The following is a 17,600-nucleotide window of genomic DNA, read 5'->3' as shown; positions in this document are numbered from 1 at the left end:
TATATATAACGCGGTTCTTCCTGCTCGCCAACCCTTTTCTCTGCCCCGGGATCACATTTTGAGCAACCATAAATCCAATAAAAAAGCCGTGTTGAGGGTATTCAACACGGCTTTTTAGGCATCAGCGACCTGTGGTTTGGTCAGGTCATGCGTTCAGACGACGGATATTTTCAGCGATCCGTTTTTGTATTGTGTTAAGCGTTGCCTGGGTAATGTGTCCGGGATACAGGTCTTTCGCTATCTCACTGAATCTGGCTGCGACCGCACAAATCTTCGCGATGATTTCGGCCACCTTCTCCGGCATTAACTCCGCTTCCTGTTCGCCCAGCGTCTGCAGATGTTTTCTGTCGATATCTAATGCCTCGCCCATGACATCCATCTGGTGATAGCCGCCAGGCCCTTCACACCAGGTGACATCATAAGCGGGGGCCAGCGTCCAGTTGCCCTCTGCGGACATCAGCCAGGCAAAGTTCTTCGGATGATCGTCCCGATTGTTAAACACCACGTTGAAGACCACTCGCTCAAAGGCGACGGCTTTTTCTCTGACATCGTTGGTGCATATCTGGGTGGCGCGTAAAAAACTGCGATAGTCCAGCGCCCCCGGAACCTGATAATTCGCCCCGGTAAAAGAGGCCAGACTTTGCATCGGAACACGGCGATCGTTGTTGCGGTCAAAGCGACGCGTGGCAAACGCAGCCTGTTGATCATCCAGCGAAAAGTAAGCGGTGTCCGGGGTGGCAATACCGCACCGACGCAGGCATTCAGAGTACACCGCTTCAATGGCGCAGACTTCCGCGTGCTCATTTCTGGCCGGAAATTTGATTAACCAACTTTCGTATCCGGGTTGCGGTGACGTGGTGAATTTTTTTGTGACAGTGTCACGATAGAGTAACGCCTTAGGTCTTGCGCCCTGCGGCGAACTGCCCATCTGCAGTAACTTTTGCAGGAACTCGCCGCCCTCGCCGCTCAACACTTCCTGCACTTCAGAGGCTAACTGAATAAGGGGGATCTCCTGTGCGCTGACGGTTTGTGCGTCCGGCTGAACCGGCTGGAATGTCATGGCGCCCATCGCATTACTGCCGATCCAGGTCAATCGCTCCAGAGGGCCAATGCGCGCGGCATTGAGTCCCCGTCGTTTAAACAATCGATCCATGAGCAGCATTCCCCAACCATCGGGCAATGAATCATAAACGGGGCCAGGCAGACCAAGCTGATGGGCGGGAAAACCTTGTCGTAAGCGAGGACCGTTGAGAGGCAGGGTCAAGCGGGAGAGTTCAAAGCCTTTGCGTACGGCTTCCTCACTGTATTCGAAGGCAATCAACGGGCGTCCCGTCATGGCGGTGGACGACATCAGTCGGCCCCAACGCCAGCGTTCCCCCCATCCTTCATAAAAGACATCAATGTGTTCAGGCATCGTCATTTTTCCTTCTCACGCGCTGACGTGCTGAACTCTCCTCGTAGCGCACCATGTCATCGAGGCTCACAATTTTCGGTTTGAACAGGTTTTCCAGTTCATCCCCTAAACCCAGCACCACGGCTACTCTGACCAGCCCCTCAAAGCCCACATTTCGTCCGGCCTCGAGATTCGACACGGTATTCACGCCAATTCCTGCGCGTGCGGCGACCTCCGCCTGGGTCATCTGTTTTGACAGGCGTTCTTTGCGTAATCGTTCGCAGAGAAGTTTGACGATCTCAACGGGCGTTCTGAGCATTAAATCCATAATAGGGTGGCTTATCTCGCTTAATTGCACTTTATCCACAATATTATAGAGTTAATTATGAATGTGCGCAAACCAGCACAACACCCAAAATAAAAGAATTAAGTGCACTAATGCAGTTTAATGCACTTAATATTGGAGTTAACTGGCCGTGACAGGTTCCGGCAGTCTGAACGAAGAAACCAGCAGTGCCAGCTGCTCCGCCTCTTCCTTCAGCACCTGGGTACGCGTCGCCGCATCGTCAATAAGCGAGGCGTTCTGCTGAACGGTACTGTCCATTTCGGTGACGGCCAGCGTCACTTCAGAAACCCCTTTACGCTGTTCTTCCCCCGCAACACGGATCTCCCCCATCAACTGTCTTACCTGCCGTACATTGCTGACCAGTTCTTCCAGTCGGTCACCCGCATGATGAATTTGCTGACTTCCGGTATTCACATGCGAGACCGATCCATCAATTAAGGTTTTGATCTCTTGCGCGGCAGTGGCGCTACGCTGCGCCAGTGTACGCACTTCTGAGGCGACAACCGCAAATCCCCGCCCGGCATCACCGGCCCGTGCGGCCTCAACCGCCGCATTGAGCGCCAGGATATTCGTCTGGAATGCAATGCTGTCGATCACCGCCACAATCTCTACCATCCGCCCGGATGACGCGCTGACGTTATCCATGGTCGAAATCACCCCCTGCATCACATCGCCGCAGCGGTTCGCGGTTTGCGCGGTGCTTTCGGATAACTCGTCCGCTAACTGTGTGTTGCCTGAATTTTGATGCACGGTCGCATTTAACTGTTCCATGGCCGCCGCACTCTCCTCAAGGGCTGCCGCTTGCTGCGTCACGCGCGTGGATAACTCCGTATTGCTGTCTGCCAGACTGACGGCGTTGCTGGCAACAACGACGCTACTGCTACGCACGTTGATCAAAATGGCAGCTATTTTGTCGACGAAAAGGTTGAATGCCTGGGCGATATCAGAAATTTCATCTTTCCCGCGCACATCCAGACGTCGGGTGAGATCGCCTTCCCCCTGCGCAATATCATCCAGGGCGCGGCGTGTGTCATCCAGCCGGGAGATAAGCCTGCGCACCACCAGCCATGCACCCACCAGCAACAGCGTCATAATCGGGATCAGGACTTCAAGAACATCCTGCATCATCACTTTCGCCAGGCCGACAATGCGCTCTTGCGGTGTGACCAGACCGACCACCCAACCGGTGTCCGGCATCGGGAACAGCATAACCCGTGAAGGTGCGTTAAGGATGTTGTCATGTTCGAGCGCCATGGATGTCATCTCAGCGCTGCCGCGTAGTGATTTCAGGCTCTCTGCCACAGGCGTCAGCCAGTCAGACGTGCTGAGCAGATCGCTGAACGTCTTGTATTTTGCCGGGTCAGCCTGCGGGAAATAGAGAATTTGCCCCTGCTTATCCACCACAAAGGCGTAGCCGCCAGTGCTATTACCCTGTTGCTGCATAAACGTCGCGACATTATCCAGACGGATATCGGTAGTGGCGACGCCAGCAAACGCACCTGCGTGACGATACGGAATGCTACAGGTCACCATGTTGACACCGGAGATCGCATCACGATAAACATCAGACCAAAGACAGCTATCCTGAGAATGCCCTTTCGCCTGCTGATACCAGGTTTCGCTGTGGTAACCGTTGCCGCCAGGCACGTTGTAGTCATCTGAAAATATCAGCTTTCCTTCGGCGTTACGCGACCAGAAAAAACTTCGACGTTCTACGCCCTGCGTAAAGGCATCCGGTTCTGGCCAGATCCCGCCGCCGGTAATCATTGCATTATTCTGCTCGCCAATCAGATGGGGAACCACACTGCGATAAAGCGCCTCATCATTGGGAAGCACTTCGGCCATCCGCGCGAGGGTGACGGTTTCCCCTTCAATACGTGATAAGACAGTACTAAGATGCCGGGTCAGACCTTGTCCCGTCTCCTCAATAAGGGCGGAATTGATCTCGATAACCCGTGGCTGACCGCGCCACAGCATAATCGCCACGATGACCAGCGTGGTGACGACCAACAGCAAAATGCCGCCGAGGGTTAAACGGGTAGAAATACGTGAGGGATACCAGGCCATACAAACTCCTTATGCAAAAGGCGAACGTTTAACCAGTATCGGCACGCAAATTTATATCTTTATGGCGGTTGGGTGATAAAGCATGGTGATCGCTTAATGACTTGAAGGTGACAATGTCACAAATAACAAAACCCAGCACTTTGGCCGGGTTTTAATAACGCTAAAACTTATTTAGATAATTCTTTTTTGATTTCGTCTTTAATTTTACTTAATTCACTCTGAGGATGTTTTTTGCAAATTTCAACGGTTAACGGAACCGCTGTGGTCACGGTTTCGTCGAAGCTAACAAAGTCACCGCCTTTGAAATCTTCATCTTCATTAAGCACCCAGAAAGCTACCGGCGCCATGGTTTGCGGATTCAGATCAACGAACTCCTGACAGCTCATACCTTTGGGTGTGACTTCAGTTTTGGCGTTATCCGTTGCTGCACTTACGCTTACACTGGTCAACAGCGCCGCCACCAAAATACCTGCTGTAGAAAGGGAGAACTTATTCATTTTTGTGACTCCATAAACACAATAATTAATATCTACACACGCGCTTTAAACCGTTAATGTAGGACGGAAGAAATAATACCCCAGACATTTCAGGAATAAAGTCGCTGGCGGTTGTTATGGCTATTATTGATATTTCCGGCGGCTGATTTTTATGTATCAGACATTAAAACCCCCTGCGCTTTGTGATCGTGTCTACGAATTCAACATATTCCGCCCCCGCCTCTACAGCCGTTGCACCAAAAGTGAACTACGCTGCACAAATGTTGATCATTAGTTAATTAAAAATTACCGAGATTTAACAAAAGGGGCGTCGGGACGGCGGTCGAGGGTATGGCACGCGTCCTGCATTGTTAATCAGATAACAGCAACGCGGCATCTGACAGCGACTTAACAGCGAGACGGTAATGACAGTGAAACCTGAGTTATTTGCCCGTATTGAACGCACATTCAGTCAGCAAACGCCAAGCGAAAAGCGTGTTGCAGGCTGGTTGTTGACCCATGCGGCGCAGATCCCCTTTGAAACGGCAGACGGCATCGCCAAAGCGACTGGCACCAGCGGGATCACGGTGGGACGCTATTTGCGTAAACTCGGTTTTCGCAATCTTGAGGATGCCAAAGCGAGTCTGCGCGAACTCCCCTCTATCCCCTATCAGCCCTGGGGAATGAACGAGCGTCTGGGATCGTGGCAGCAACAACAGCGGTTGCCGGACCGCGCGCAGCAGTCGTTATCGCTGGAAGTTGACGCCATTAGCCATGTCTATCAACTGGCGCAAAGTGAAACGTTTTTACGGATTGCACAGCAACTGGCTCACGCAGAAGCCGTCTACATTCTGGGGATCCAGTCGACTCGCGGGATCGCTAACGCTTTTTTTAGCCATCTGGAATATCTGCGCCCTAAAGTGAGTTATTCCGAAGGGTTATCAGGGAGCTGGGTTGAATCGCTGAATTCAGGGTTTACGCAGCCCTATGTGGTGATCACCGACACCCGCGCTTACTCCGCCACCGCACGGCACTACTGTCGCGTGGCCAGTGAACGGCACATTCCGCTGGCGCTGGTCACCGATGTCTGGTGTCCGTGGGCAAGAGACTATTCCATTGATTTATTACAGGTAAAAACCGATACCGGGCATTTCTGGGATTCCCTGGCGCCCGTCAGCTGTCTGTTCAACTTATTACTCTCCAGCGTGGTTGAGCAGTTGGGCGATACCCTCGCCGAACGCTTACACACCAACCGTCAATTACAACAAGAATTTGGTCAATTCGAACAATAAACAGGAACTGTGCTATGTCAGAAAACCCCGTACTGCGCGATGTAGCGGCGATCTTCCCGTCACTGCATATCGATCTCAAATACGCCACGGCCGATAACCTCACCGGCGCGCCCATTTATCGGGAAGCGCGTTGCCTGTTACACAAAGACGCCGTTGCTGCGCTGGCAAAAAGCATCAGCATTGCGCAACTGGCGGGCTTGTCTCTGGTGGTGTACGACGCTTATCGCCCTCAGCAAGCGCAATCTATTCTGTGGGAGGTCTGCCCTGACCCGCAGTATGTGGTTGATGTGGCGATTGGGTCGAATCACAGCCGCGGCACCGCTATCGACGTCACGCTAAAGGACGCAAACGGTCAGGTGCTGGATATGGGCGCGGGTTTTGACGAAATGCACGACCGTTCTCATGCGTATCACCCGTCGGTGCCGCCGCAGGCACAGCGAAATCGCCTGCTGCTGAACGCGATTATGTTCGGTGGCGGTTTTGTCGGGATCGGCAGCGAATGGTGGCATTTCGAGTTACCCGCCGCCGCGAAATACCCCTTACTCGACGACTGCATTGCCTGTTTTTCACCCACGACAACACAACACACACTTTAATTCTGGAGCAAGGTCATGAATACAACAATCACATTAGCCTCGCTGTTTCGCCTTGCATTGATCGCCGCAGCTCTGGCAATGGCGTTGCCAGGTTATGCCGCCGTCCCCAAAGATATGCTGGTGATCGGCAAAGCGGCCGATCCGCAAACCCTCGACCCGGCGGTCACCATCGACAACAACGACTGGACGGTGACCTATCCCTCATATCAGCGCCTGGTGCAGTACAAAACGGAGGGCGGCAAAGGCTCTACGGAGGTGGAAGGCGATCTGGCGAGCGGCTGGAAAGCTTCTGACGATCAAAAAGAGTGGACCTTCACGCTCAATAACGAGGCCAAATTTGCGGATGGTACACCGGTGACCGCCGAGGCGGTGAAGCTCTCGTTTGAGCGTCTGTTGAAGATTGGTCAGGGGCCAGCGGAAGCCTTCCCGAAAGATTTGAAAGTGGAAGCGCTTGACGATCATACGGTGAAATTTACGCTGACTCAGCCCTTTGCGCCGTTCCTGTATACGCTGGCTAACGATGGCGCCTCCATCATCAACCCGGCGGTGTTGAAAGAGCATGCGGCGGACGATGCGCGCGGTTTTCTGGCGCAGAACACGGCGGGTTCCGGACCCTTTATGCTGAAAAGCTGGCAGAAAGGCCAGCAATTGATCCTGGTGCCAAACCCCCATTACGCTGGCGCGAAACCAGCGTTTAAACGCGTATCGGTGAAAATCATTGGCGAGAGCGCCTCCCGTCGCCTGCAACTGTCGCGCGGGGACATCGATATCGCGGATGCCTTACCGGTTGATCAGCTCACCGCGTTAAAACAGGAAGGCAACGTGACGGTGGCCGAGTATCCGTCATTGCGGGTGACGTATCTCTATCTCAACAACAGTAAAGCGCCGTTGAATCAGGTTGATTTACGCCGCGCTATCTCCTGGTCAACAGACTATCCGGGCATGGTGAACGGCATTCTGAGCGGCAACGGCAAGCAGATGCGTGGGCCGATTCCGGAAGGCATGTGGGGCTATGATGCCAATGCGATGCAATACAGTACAGACGAGGCAAAAGCCAAAGCCGCGTGGGAGAACGTTGCCGCCAAACCGAAGACCCTCAGCTTCCTCTATTCGGATAACGATCCGAACTGGGAACCGATCGCCCTCGCGACCCAGGCCAGCCTCAGTAAGCTTGGCATCACTGTGAAACTGGAAAAACTGGCGAATGCCACCATGCGCGACCGCGTCGGCAAAGGTGATTATGACATCGCTATTGGTAACTGGAGCCCGGATTTCGCCGACCCCTATATGTTCATGAACTACTGGTTTGAGTCCGATAAGAAAGGATTGCCGGGCAACCGCTCATTCTATGAAAACGCCGACGTCGACAAACTGCTGCATAGCGCGCTGGCCACCACCGACCAGATGGCGAGGACGAAGGATTACCAACAGGCGCAAACCATCGTGATTGACGAGGCCGCTTACGTTTATCTGTTCCAGAAAAACTACCAGTTGGCGATGAACAAAGAGGTCAAAGGCTTTGTATTCAACCCGATGCTGGAGCAGGTATTCAATATTTCCACCATGAGCAAATAAGCCACGTTGATGCGGAGCCGTACTGGCTCCGCAAGGGGAAGCCAATGACTTTCTGGTCCATTTTACGTCAGCGATGCTGGGGACTCGTCCTGGTAGTCGCTGGGGTTTGCGTGATTACCTTTATTATTTCACATCTGATTCCTGGCGACCCTGCGCGCTTGCTGGCAGGCGATCGCGCCAGCGACGAGATTGTGGAGAATATTCGCCAGCAGTTAGGGCTTAACCAGCCGCTGTATATCCAGTTCTTTCGCTATGTGAGCGATCTCTTTCATGGCGATCTGGGCACCTCGATTCGTACCGGACGCCCGGTGATGGACGAACTGCGCGTCTTCTTCCCCGCGACGCTGGAACTGGCGTTTTGCTCGCTGCTGCTGGCGTTGGTTATCGGCATTCCTCTGGGCATTTTATCCGCCGTATGGCGCAACCGTTGGCTGGATCATCTGGTGCGTCTGATGGCCATTACCGGTATTTCAACCCCGGCGTTCTGGCTGGGGCTTGGCGTGATTGTGCTGTTTTACGGTCATCTACAAATTCTGCCTGGCGGCGGACGGCTCGACGACTGGCTGGACCCGCCGAATCACGTCACCGGTTTTTATCTGATCGATGCCCTGCTGGAAGGCAATGGCGAGGTCTTTTTCAATGCACTACAGCACCTGATCTTACCCGCACTGACCCTCGCTTTTGTGCATCTGGGCATTGTGGCGCGTCAAATTCGCTCCGCGATGCTGGAACAACTGAGCGAGGATTATATTCGTACCGCGCGCGCCAGCGGTCTGCCAGGCTGGTACATCGTGTTGTGTTATGCGCTGCCTAACGCGTTGATCCCGTCCATTACCGTTCTGGGACTGGCGTTAGGCGATTTGCTCTATGGCGCGGTACTCACCGAAACGGTGTTTGCCTGGCCGGGGATGGGCGCATGGGTCGTGACCTCAATTCAGGCGCTCGACTTCCCCGCCGTCATGGGCTTTGCCGTGGTGGTCTCTTTTGCTTACGTGCTGGTGAATCTGCTCGTGGATTTACTCTACCTGTGGATCGATCCCCGTATTGGTCGCGGAGGTGCTGAATGATGTTAACCGAGGAAACGCAGACGCCACCGCAAACTACCCGCCGTCGCATCGACTGGGCGAAGCTATGGTGGCTTATCAAAGGCAGTCCGCTGACGCTGATTGGCGGCGTCATTATTGTTCTGATGCTGCTGTTGATGGTGTTTTCGCCGTGGGTCACGCCCTATAACCCGAACGCCATCGATTTAACCGCCCGCCTGCTGCCGCCTTCTGCCAGCCACTGGTTTGGCACCGATGAAGTCGGACGCGATCTGTTCAGCCGCGTCCTGGTGGGCAGCAAGCAATCTATCGTTGCCGGTCTGGTGGTGGTCGGTATTGCGGGCGGCATTGGTTCGCTGCTCGGCTGTTTATCGGGCGTGATGGGGGGGCGTGCCGATGCCGTCATCATGCGCATGATGGACATTATGTTGTCGATTCCCTCGCTGGTGCTCACCATGGCGCTGGCGGCGGCTCTCGGCCCCAGTCTGTTTAACGCCATGATGGCGATCGCTATTGTCCGTATCCCGTTTTATGTGCGCCTCGCGCGCGGACAAACGCTGGTTGTCCGTCAGTACGCCTATGTGCAGGCGGCACGGACCTATGGCGCATCACGCTGGCATTTGATCAGCTGGCATATTTTGCGCAATTCGCTGCCGCCGCTGATTGTTCAGGCCTCGCTGGATATCGGCAGCGCGATCCTGATGGCCGCGACGCTGGGCTTTATTGGCCTCGGCGCACAACAGCCGAGCGCAGAATGGGGCGCGATGGTGGCGATTGGCCGTAATTATGTTCTCGACCAGTGGTGGTATTGCGCCTTCCCCGGCGCGGCGATCCTCATCACCGCCGTGGGATTTAATCTGTTTGGCGACGGTATTCGCGATCTGCTGGACCCCAAAGCCGGAGGAAAACAGTCATGACGCAACCCGTACTGGAAATTGAAGGTCTGCATTTGAGTTTTCCGGGCTACAACAGCGAGGTTCATGCCCTGAACCGGGTGTCGTTGCATATTCAGCGTGGCGAAATTGTTGGCGTGGTTGGCGAGTCGGGCTCCGGTAAGTCGGTGACGGCGATGCTGGCGATGCGTTTGCTGCCGGAAGGCAGTTATCGCATTCATCAGGGACGCGTCTCATTACTGGGTGAAGATGTTCTGAACGCCAGTGAAAAACAGATGCGCCAGTGGCGTGGTGCGCGGGTGGCGATGATTTTCCAGGAGCCGATGACCGCGCTGAACCCGACCCGACGCATTGGGCAACAGATGGTGGAAGTGATCCGCCACCACCAGCCAATGCGCCGTTACGATGCGCGGCAGAAAGCTATCGCTCTGCTGGAAGAGATGCAAATCCCGGACGCCGCTCAGGTGATGTCGCGATTTCCGTTTGAGCTTTCCGGCGGTATGCGCCAGCGTGTGATGATCGCGCTGGCCTTCTCCTGCGAGCCGGATCTGATCATTGCCGATGAACCCACAACCGCACTGGATGTTACGGTACAACTTCAGGTGTTGCGCTTACTCAAACATAAAGCGCGCGCCAGCGGGACAGCCGTGCTGTTTATCAGCCATGATATGGCGGTGGTGTCGCAGCTGTGTGACAGGCTGTATGTCATGTATGCCGGCAGCGTTATCGAAAGCGGCCCGACGGAAAACGTGATTCGCCATCCCACGCATCCTTACTCTATCGGTTTGTTGAAATGCGCCCCGGAACACGGCCAGCCTCGACAACCGCTGCCCGCGATCCCCGGCACCGTCCCGAATCTCACCCATTTACCTACCGGATGCGCCTTCCGCGAGCGCTGTTTCGCCGCCGGACGGCAGTGTGATGTTATCCCGCCGATGCGCCGCACAGGCGACACGACGCAGCAATCTGCCTGCTGGTATCCGCAACTGGAGACAACGCATGTCTGATATTTTACTGGCGCTACAGGATGTGCACGTCAATTTTCCGGCCCGCAGCAACTGGCTGGGGCGCGTCACCGAACGGGTTCACGCCCTGAACGGACTGGATTTGCAGATCCGCGAGGGAGAAACCCTCGGCATTGTCGGAGAGTCCGGCTGCGGCAAAAGCACGCTGGCGCAGCTGTTGATGGGGATGCTGAAACCCAGTCAGGGGCAATGCTCCCGGGGGCGTGGATCAAACAAGGGGATGCAGATGGTGTTTCAGGACCCGCTCTCCTCGCTCGACCCCCGATTGCCGATCTGGCGGATCATTACCGAACCGGTCTGGATCCAAAAGCATAACAGCGAGCGTGAACGCCGTGCGCTGGCGGAAGAGCTGGCGCTGTTGGTGGGAATTCGTCCGGAGTATCTCGACCGTCTTCCCCATGCGTTTTCCGGCGGGCAACGCCAGCGTATTGCTATCGCGCGGGCGCTCTCCTCTGAGCCGGATGTGATTGTGCTGGATGAACCCACGTCGGCGCTGGATATCTCCGTACAGGCGCAAATCCTCAATCTGCTTGTTTCTCTCCAGGCCCGCAGAAACCTGACCTATGTGTTGATCTCACATAACGTTTCGGTGGTCAGGCACATGAGCGATCGCGTCGCGGTGATGTATCTTGGGCAAATTGTTGAACTGGGTGATGCCCGGCAAGTATTAACCACGCCCGCGCATCCCTATACGCGGTTGTTGCTTGATTCAGTACCGAAAACAGGCGTGCCGCTGGCGGAAGATCTCGTATTGCGTAAAACCGAACTTCCCGGTAATCGAACCCTGCCGCAGGGCTGTTTTTTTCGCGACCGTTGCCCGTTAGCGACGCAGGGATGCGAGAAAAAGCAGGCGTTACTCCCGCAGGAGTCGGGGCGTGACGTGCGCTGTTGGCGGGCGCTTGAGGATCGTTGATGCCCGGTTTGCGTCAGGCGTTGTAGGCCTTTTTCAGGGTTTCCATCAGCGCCTGGGCCGCCGTTGACAGTTTTCGATGCGCCGCGCACAGCACCCCAACCCGGCGCTCGATCACCGGCCCGTCGAGATCCAGACAGGTCGCGCCCAGTTCAGTCATTTGGGTGCGGCATAACGCCGGTACCGCGCTGCCGCCTAATCCGTTCGCCACCAGACGCCCGATAGTCACCAGTTGGTGACTTTCGAGCGCCACTTCCAGCGGCCGACCGCTTTGCGCCAGCTTCTCTTCCAGCATCAGGCGAACCGCCGAGGGACGCTGTAATGCAATGAAATCCAGACTCAGCAGTTCTCGCCAGCAAATGCGTTCACGCGCGGCCAGTTTACTGTCAGGTGGAACAATGGCGATAAAGCGATCCATCCCCAGCGGCGTAAAATGGAGGTGCCCGGAAAACTCCGGTTCAAACGCAATGCCCATCTCCACCCGCCCTTCACTGACCATCTCAATCACCTGTTCATTAATCACATCGTGGACGGTGACATTGATCCCGGAATAGTGATCGCGAAAGGTTTTCAGTACCGGCGGTAACACATTGGCGGCAAAGGACGGCATGGCGGCAACGGAGACTTTTCCGCGTTGTAAGGTAAACCGCTGGCGCATCGCCTCTTCGGTGTTTTCCCAGTCGGCGAGCAGCTGTCGCGCCATCGTCAGAAACGTTTCCCCTTCCTGGGTTAGCGTGACTTTACGGGTCGTTCGCAACAGGAGCGCCCCGCCAAGCGCCTCTTCCAGCCCTTTAATGGCCAGACTCAGTGCGGGTTGCGACATATTCAGCCGGTCACTGGCATGAGCAAAATTAAGAGTGTGAGCTACCGCTAAAAACGCGCGTAACTGTTTGATGCTCATTCTCATTTTTCTTCTCTTTAACCTATTGAATACGTTTAATTAACATTAAATTGATAAAAAAACCAAATGAGTGAGTCACAAATTTAAAATTAACAAATCATTTTTCGCCCCTAATGATGTCGGCAAGGTTAACAGGAGGGGCAAGTGTATGGCTGGACTGGATAAACGGGTTGCCACCTATAAAGAGGCACTGGAAGGACTGACCGACAACATGACGCTGCTGGCGGGCGGGTTTGGTTTATGCGGCATTCCGGAGAACCTGATCGAGGAAGTTCGCCGCCGGGGTGTTCAGGGGTTAACGGTGGTGTCGAATAACTGCGGCGTGGACGGTTTTGGGCTTGGCATCCTGCTGGACAACCGCCAGGTACGCAAAGTCGTTGCCTCGTATGTCGGCGAAAATGCGCTGTTCGAAAAACAGGTATTGAGCGGCGAGCTGGATGCTGTACTGACACCGCAGGGAACACTGGCAGAGCAATTGCGTGCTGGCGGCGCGGGCATTCCCGCCTTCTTTACCGCTACCGGCTACGGTACGCCCGTCGCTGAAGGCAAAGAGGTACGTGAATTTGACGGTCGTCCTTACATCATGGAACGGGCGATCACCGGTGATTTCGCGTTGGTTAAAGGCTGGAAAGCCGACTGGTACGGGAACGTGATTTACCGCCATACCGCGCAAAACTTCAATCCCTTAATGGCCGCCGCCGGGCGAATCACGGTGGTGGAAGTTGAAGAGATTGTCCCTCCCGGCGAGCTTGATCCCGCCGCCATCCATACCCCCGGTATTTTCGTCAACCGCATTATCCAGGGGCATTTCGAAAAACGTATCGAGCAACGCACCCTGCGAGCCCAAGGAGTCTGACCATGTTAACGCGTGAACAAATGGCGATGCGTGTCGCCCGCGAACTGCGCGACGGCTACTACGTCAATCTGGGGATTGGCATTCCTACGCTGGTCGCGAACTATATTCCCGACGGAATGGACGTGATGCTGCAGTCAGAAAACGGTTTGCTGGGCATGGGGGCATTTCCGACCGAAAGGGAACTCGACGCCGACATGATCAATGCCGGGAAGCAGACCGTAACGGCCCGCAAAGGGGCAGCCATTTTCGATTCTGCGCAATCGTTCGCCATGATCCGTGGCGGTCACGTCGATCTGACGGTGCTCGGCGCGTTTGAGGTCGACGTCAACGGCAGCATCGCCTCGTGGATGATCCCCGGCAAGATGGTGAAAGGGATGGGCGGCGCAATGGATTTGGTTGCCGGCGCCGAGAACATCATCGTCGTCATGACCCACGCCTCCAAAAACGGCGAATCCAAATTACTGCCCGCCTGCACCCTGCCGCTGACCGGCGTGGGATGTATCAAACGTGTTCTGACCGACCTGGCGTTACTCGACATCGCCGATGGCGCGTTCATTCTGCGTGAACGAGCCCCTGGCGTCAGCGTGGAAGAAATCATTGAGAAAACCGCAGGCAAGCTGATCGTTGCAGATCGGGTTCCTGAAATGCACTTTGCCTGAGGAGAACATCATGCAGGACGTTGTTATTGTCGCGGCAACGCGGACACCGATTGGCAGTTTTCATGGCGCGCTGGCGCCCCTTTCCGCTGTTGAACTCGGCGCGGCGGTCATTAAGGCCTTGCTGGAGAAAACCGCCGTCTCGCCTGAACTGATTGATGAAGTGATTTTTGGTCAGGTACTCACCACCGGCAGCGGACAAAACCCCGCAAGGCAAAGTGCGTTAAACGCCGGTTTACCCGTCACAACGCCTGCCGTGACCGTGAATCTGCTCTGCGGATCCGGGCTAAAAACGGTACAGCAAGCCGCGCAAGCGATTCGTTGCGGCGATGCGGAAATCGTCATTGCCGGGGGACAGGAAAGCATGAGTAATGCCCCCTACTTTCTCGACGGCGCCCGCGCCGGACTGCGCCTGGGTCACGCGAGTCTGAAAGACAGCGTGTTGCATGACGGACTGTGGGACGCCTTCAACGATTACCATATGGGCATTACCGCAGAGAATCTGGCGGAACAGTTCGCCATTAGCCGGGAGCGTCAGGACGCTTTCGCCCTGCGTTCGCAAAAAAACGCGGCAGCTGCAATGGAATCAGAGCGCTTTGTCGCGGAAATCACTCCGGTTAGCGTTCCACAGGGCAAAAAACCGCCGCGTCTGGTCACTACCGATGAGCAACCAAGACCGGATACCGCCGCCGAAAAACTGGCACAGCTCAAACCGGCGTTTCGCCCGGGAACCGGCACCGTCACGGCGGGAAATGCCTCTTCTCTCAACGACGGCGCGGCGGCAGTGATGGTGATGAGCGCCCGTAAAGCGCAAGCACTGAATCTGCCGGTCCTCGCACGCATCTCCGGTTATGCGGTTTCTGGCGTTGACCCGTCAATCATGGGTATCGGTCCGGTGAATGCCAGTATCGAGTGCTTGTCCCGTGCGGGCTGGACGCTTAATGACGTTGATCTTATCGAAGCCAATGAAGCCTTTGCCGCCCAGGCGCTGGCGGTCGGCGATTCGCTGCAATGGGACAGTGACAAGGTTAACGTCAACGGCGGCGCCATTGCGCTGGGCCACCCGATCGGCGCATCCGGCTGCCGTATTCTGGTGACGCTGCTGCATGAAATGGCGCGCCGTGATGTTGCCAAAGGGCTGGCGACGCTGTGCGTCGGCGGCGGCCAGGGCGTGGCGCTGGCGGTGGAACGCCCAACGGGAGCCCATCATGCAAAGTAACCACTTCGCCGTCCTCGGGGCGGGATTGATGGGCGTCGGGATTGCCACCCACTTTGCCCGTTACGGGCATGAAGTCTGGCTGTTTGATACCGATAGCGCCAGAATTGCCGAAATTAGCGCCGTTGCAGGATCAATTCTTGATGAGCTGATCGCCACCGGGCAGTTTTCGCCCGAGAATAAAACGGCGGTGATTCGCCGACTGAAAGGCACCACCACGCTGCAGGATGTCGCCTCCTCGCAGGTTCTGGTAGAAGCCATCCCTGAACGCCTTGAGCTTAAACATGCGCTGTATGCACAGCTGGAAGCGTGCATTGGTCCCGACACGGTGATCGCCAGTAATACCAGCGGGCTGCCGCCGGACGCGCTGGCCGCGCCGCTGAAGCACCCTGAGCGCTTGCTGATTGCCCATTTCTGGCATCCACCCCACTTTATCCCGTTGGTCGAAATTGTGCCCGGCACCGCCACCCGGCCTGAGCTGACGGGCTGGCTACAACATCTCCTGCTTGACATGCAGCTGGAAGCGGTGGTGCTCGATCGCGCCGCGCCTGGGTTTGTCGGTAATCGTCTGCAATTCGCCCTGTTACGTGAAGCACTGCATATCGTGAAAAGCGGGATCGCCAGCGCCGAGGTGGTTGATCAGGTGATGCGCGCGTCGTTAGGTCGCCGTTACGCCATGGTGGGACCGCTCGAAGCCGCAGACATGACCGGTCTTTCAACGGTGCAGGATATCTGTCGGCATCTGCTGCCTGAACTGGCAACCGGCAGCGACATGCTGTCGCTGGTCACGGAAAAAGTGGCGCGTGGTGAGACGGGTTTACGCAGCGGTCAGGGATTTTATCGCTGGGATGACGCCCGTAAGGAGTACATCCAACAGCGTCGGGAACATCAACTGCGCTTTGCCTTAAAGCCGTAACTTCTCTTTCTGTACCCCACTATAACAATGATATTGAGGAGTCTTGATGAGTGTGTTAATCGCCCTGGCCGCGTTGGGCCTGCTAATGCTGGCAGCCTATCGTGGATACAGCGTCATCCTGTTTGCCCCCATCGCGGCATTAGGCGCTGTTCTGTTGACGGATCCGAGCGCCGTTGGCCCGACCTTTACCGGTTTATTCATGGAGAAAATGGTCGGCTTTGTAAAACTCTACTTCCCCGTCTTCTTACTGGGCGCCGTGTTTGGCAAGTTGATCGAACTGTCCGGTTTTTCCCGCTCGATTGTCGCCGCGGCAATCAATATCCTGGGGCGGCGGCATGCCATTCCGGTGATTGTGCTGGTCTGTGCGCTGCTGACCTACGGCGGGGTGTCGCTGTTTGTGGTGGCGTTTGCGGTGTATCCGTTCGCGGCGGAACTGTTCAGACAAAGCAATATTCCTAAACGGCTGATCCCGGCAACGGTGGCGCTGGGGGCGTTTTCCTTCACCATGGATGCCCTGCCGGGAACGCCGCAGATCCAGAACATCATCCCGACCAGCTTTTTTGGTACCAATGCCTGGGCGGCGCCCTGGCTCGGATTAATTGGCTCGCTGTTTATCATCTGCGTCGGGCTTTTTTATCTGGAACGCCAGCGTCGCAAAGCGCAGGCGAAAAACGAAGGGTACGGTAGCAATCTGCTCAATGAGCCGGAAACGCCGGATAATATTAATCTGCCGAACCCGATCATTGCGATTTCGCCACTGATTCTGGTGGGGGTGTTTAACCTGTTGTTTACCCGCTGGATCCCGAAGTGGTACGGTGCGACGCATCAGCTGGAACTTCCTGGCCTTGCCAAACCGATTACCACCGAAGTGGGCAAAATCACCGCGATTTGGGCCGTTGAGGCGGCGCTGATTTCCGGGATCATCCTGGTGGTGGTGTTCGGTTATCGCAATATTCATGGCCGCATGGCGGAAGGCAGTAAAACCGCGGTTGGCGGCGCCATTCTGGCGGCAATGAATACGGCATCAGAATACGGTTTCGGTGCTGTTATCGCCGCCCTGCCAGGTTTTCTGGTGTTGTCGAAAGCGCTGGCGGCCATTCCTGATCCGCTACTCAACGAAGCCATTAGCGTCACCACGCTTGCCGGGATCACCGGCTCGGCATCGGGTGGGATGAGTATTGCCCTTGCGGCGATGTCCGACACCTTTATTGCGGCGGCGAACGCGGCGAACATTCCGCTGGAAGTGCTACACCGCGTGGCCTCAATGGCCAGTGGCGGTATGGACACGCTGCCGCACAACGGGGCGGTGATTACGCTGCTGGCGATCACCGGATTGAGTCATCGTCAGGCTTACGGCGGGATTTTTGCCATCACCGTGATTAAAAGTCTGGCCGTTCTGTTTGTTATCGGCGTCTTTTACGCCACCGGCATTGTCTGAG

At 55.7% G+C, this 17,600-nt stretch carries 17 protein-coding genes; 12 read left to right on the top strand and 5 right to left on the bottom strand.

The window, feature by feature from the left end:
* Nucleotides 1-145 precede the first annotated feature (145 nt).
* The 4 genes from P2W74_RS12180 to hdeB form a co-directional block, all read right to left on the bottom strand.
* Nucleotides 146-1,414, bottom strand: a complete 1,269-nt coding sequence (locus P2W74_RS12180; RefSeq protein WP_276291778.1) for a type II toxin-antitoxin system HipA family toxin — start codon at nt 1,412-1,414, stop codon at nt 146-148.
* Nucleotides 1,407-1,721, bottom strand: coding sequence for a helix-turn-helix domain-containing protein (locus tag P2W74_RS12175; protein WP_276291777.1), 315 nt, complete (start codon nt 1,719-1,721; stop codon nt 1,407-1,409). Before P2W74_RS12175 ends, P2W74_RS12180 begins: the two co-directional genes overlap by 8 nt.
* Before the next feature lie 138 nt (nt 1,722-1,859).
* Nucleotides 1,860-3,806 (bottom strand): methyl-accepting chemotaxis protein, encoded by a 1,947-nt coding sequence (locus P2W74_RS12170; protein WP_276291776.1) that lies wholly within the window; start codon nt 3,804-3,806, stop codon nt 1,860-1,862.
* Nucleotides 3,807-3,973: 167 nt separating this feature from the next.
* Entirely contained in the window at nt 3,974-4,303 is a 330-nt protein-coding gene (hdeB, locus tag P2W74_RS12165; RefSeq protein WP_276291775.1) for an acid-activated periplasmic chaperone HdeB, read from the bottom strand.
* A 404-nt stretch (nt 4,304-4,707) separates the two neighbouring features.
* Here hdeB and P2W74_RS12160 point away from each other — a divergent pair, with 404 nt between their 5' ends.
* From P2W74_RS12160 to P2W74_RS12130, 7 genes are all read left to right on the top strand, one after another.
* Nucleotides 4,708-5,574, top strand: a complete 867-nt coding sequence (locus P2W74_RS12160; RefSeq protein ID WP_276291774.1) for a MurR/RpiR family transcriptional regulator — start codon at nt 4,708-4,710, stop codon at nt 5,572-5,574.
* Between the two features lie 14 nt (nt 5,575-5,588).
* On the top strand, nt 5,589-6,170 hold the full coding sequence (gene ddpX, locus P2W74_RS12155; protein WP_276291773.1) for a D-alanyl-D-alanine dipeptidase: 582 nt from the start codon (nt 5,589-5,591) through the stop codon (nt 6,168-6,170).
* A 78-nt stretch (nt 6,171-6,248) separates the two neighbouring features.
* A complete protein-coding gene (locus P2W74_RS12150) occupies nt 6,249-7,745 on the top strand; it encodes an ABC transporter substrate-binding protein (RefSeq protein ID WP_412767242.1) in 1,497 nt (498 codons plus the stop codon).
* 44 nt (nt 7,746-7,789) lie between these two features.
* Complete coding sequence (locus tag P2W74_RS12145) at nt 7,790-8,812, top strand: ABC transporter permease (protein WP_203357844.1); 1,023 nt, start codon at nt 7,790-7,792, stop codon at nt 8,810-8,812.
* On the top strand, nt 8,809-9,705 hold the full coding sequence (gene ddpC, locus P2W74_RS12140; RefSeq protein ID WP_276291771.1) for a D,D-dipeptide ABC transporter permease: 897 nt from the start codon (nt 8,809-8,811) through the stop codon (nt 9,703-9,705). The genes P2W74_RS12145 and ddpC overlap by 4 nt, the downstream gene beginning before the upstream one ends.
* Nucleotides 9,702-10,688: an ABC transporter ATP-binding protein gene (locus tag P2W74_RS12135; RefSeq protein WP_276291770.1), complete on the top strand. Its 987-nt coding sequence runs from the start codon at nt 9,702-9,704 to the stop codon at nt 10,686-10,688. The genes ddpC and P2W74_RS12135 overlap by 4 nt, the downstream gene beginning before the upstream one ends.
* Nucleotides 10,681-11,619, top strand: a complete 939-nt coding sequence (locus tag P2W74_RS12130) for an oligopeptide/dipeptide ABC transporter ATP-binding protein (RefSeq protein WP_276291769.1) — start codon at nt 10,681-10,683, stop codon at nt 11,617-11,619. The genes P2W74_RS12135 and P2W74_RS12130 overlap by 8 nt, the downstream gene beginning before the upstream one ends.
* 13 nt (nt 11,620-11,632) lie before the next feature.
* Here P2W74_RS12130 and P2W74_RS12125 read toward each other — a convergent pair whose 3' ends face one another.
* The gene (locus tag P2W74_RS12125) at nt 11,633-12,523 is read right to left on the bottom strand and encodes a LysR family transcriptional regulator (protein WP_276291768.1); all 891 of its coding nucleotides are present in this window, start codon (nt 12,521-12,523) and stop codon (nt 11,633-11,635) included.
* Nucleotides 12,524-12,665: 142 nt separating this feature from the next.
* Between P2W74_RS12125 and P2W74_RS12120 the strand changes: the two genes are divergently transcribed.
* From P2W74_RS12120 to P2W74_RS12100, 5 genes are read left to right on the top strand one after another with little or no spacing between them, the layout of a single operon-like run.
* Nucleotides 12,666-13,373: a CoA transferase subunit A gene (locus P2W74_RS12120; RefSeq protein WP_276291767.1), complete on the top strand. Its 708-nt coding sequence runs from the start codon at nt 12,666-12,668 to the stop codon at nt 13,371-13,373.
* 2 nt (nt 13,374-13,375) lie between these two features.
* Nucleotides 13,376-14,032 (top strand): CoA transferase subunit B, encoded by a 657-nt coding sequence (locus tag P2W74_RS12115; RefSeq protein WP_192612212.1) that lies wholly within the window; start codon nt 13,376-13,378, stop codon nt 14,030-14,032.
* Nucleotides 14,033-14,042: 10 nt separating this feature from the next.
* Nucleotides 14,043-15,248, top strand: a complete 1,206-nt coding sequence (locus P2W74_RS12110) for an acetyl-CoA C-acetyltransferase (protein WP_276291766.1) — start codon at nt 14,043-14,045, stop codon at nt 15,246-15,248.
* Nucleotides 15,238-16,161, top strand: coding sequence for a 3-hydroxyacyl-CoA dehydrogenase family protein (locus tag P2W74_RS12105; RefSeq protein WP_276291765.1), 924 nt, complete (start codon nt 15,238-15,240; stop codon nt 16,159-16,161). Before P2W74_RS12110 ends, P2W74_RS12105 begins: the two co-directional genes overlap by 11 nt.
* A 43-nt stretch (nt 16,162-16,204) precedes the next feature.
* Complete coding sequence (locus P2W74_RS12100; protein ID WP_203357835.1) at nt 16,205-17,599, top strand: GntP family permease; 1,395 nt, start codon at nt 16,205-16,207, stop codon at nt 17,597-17,599.
* Nucleotide 17,600 lies beyond the last annotated feature (1 nt).

It is taken from the genome of Citrobacter enshiensis (assembly GCF_029338175.1).
Classification (GTDB): domain Bacteria; phylum Pseudomonadota; class Gammaproteobacteria; order Enterobacterales; family Enterobacteriaceae; genus Citrobacter_D; species Citrobacter_D enshiensis.
This window is presented reverse-complemented; position numbering and strand designations above follow the sequence as displayed.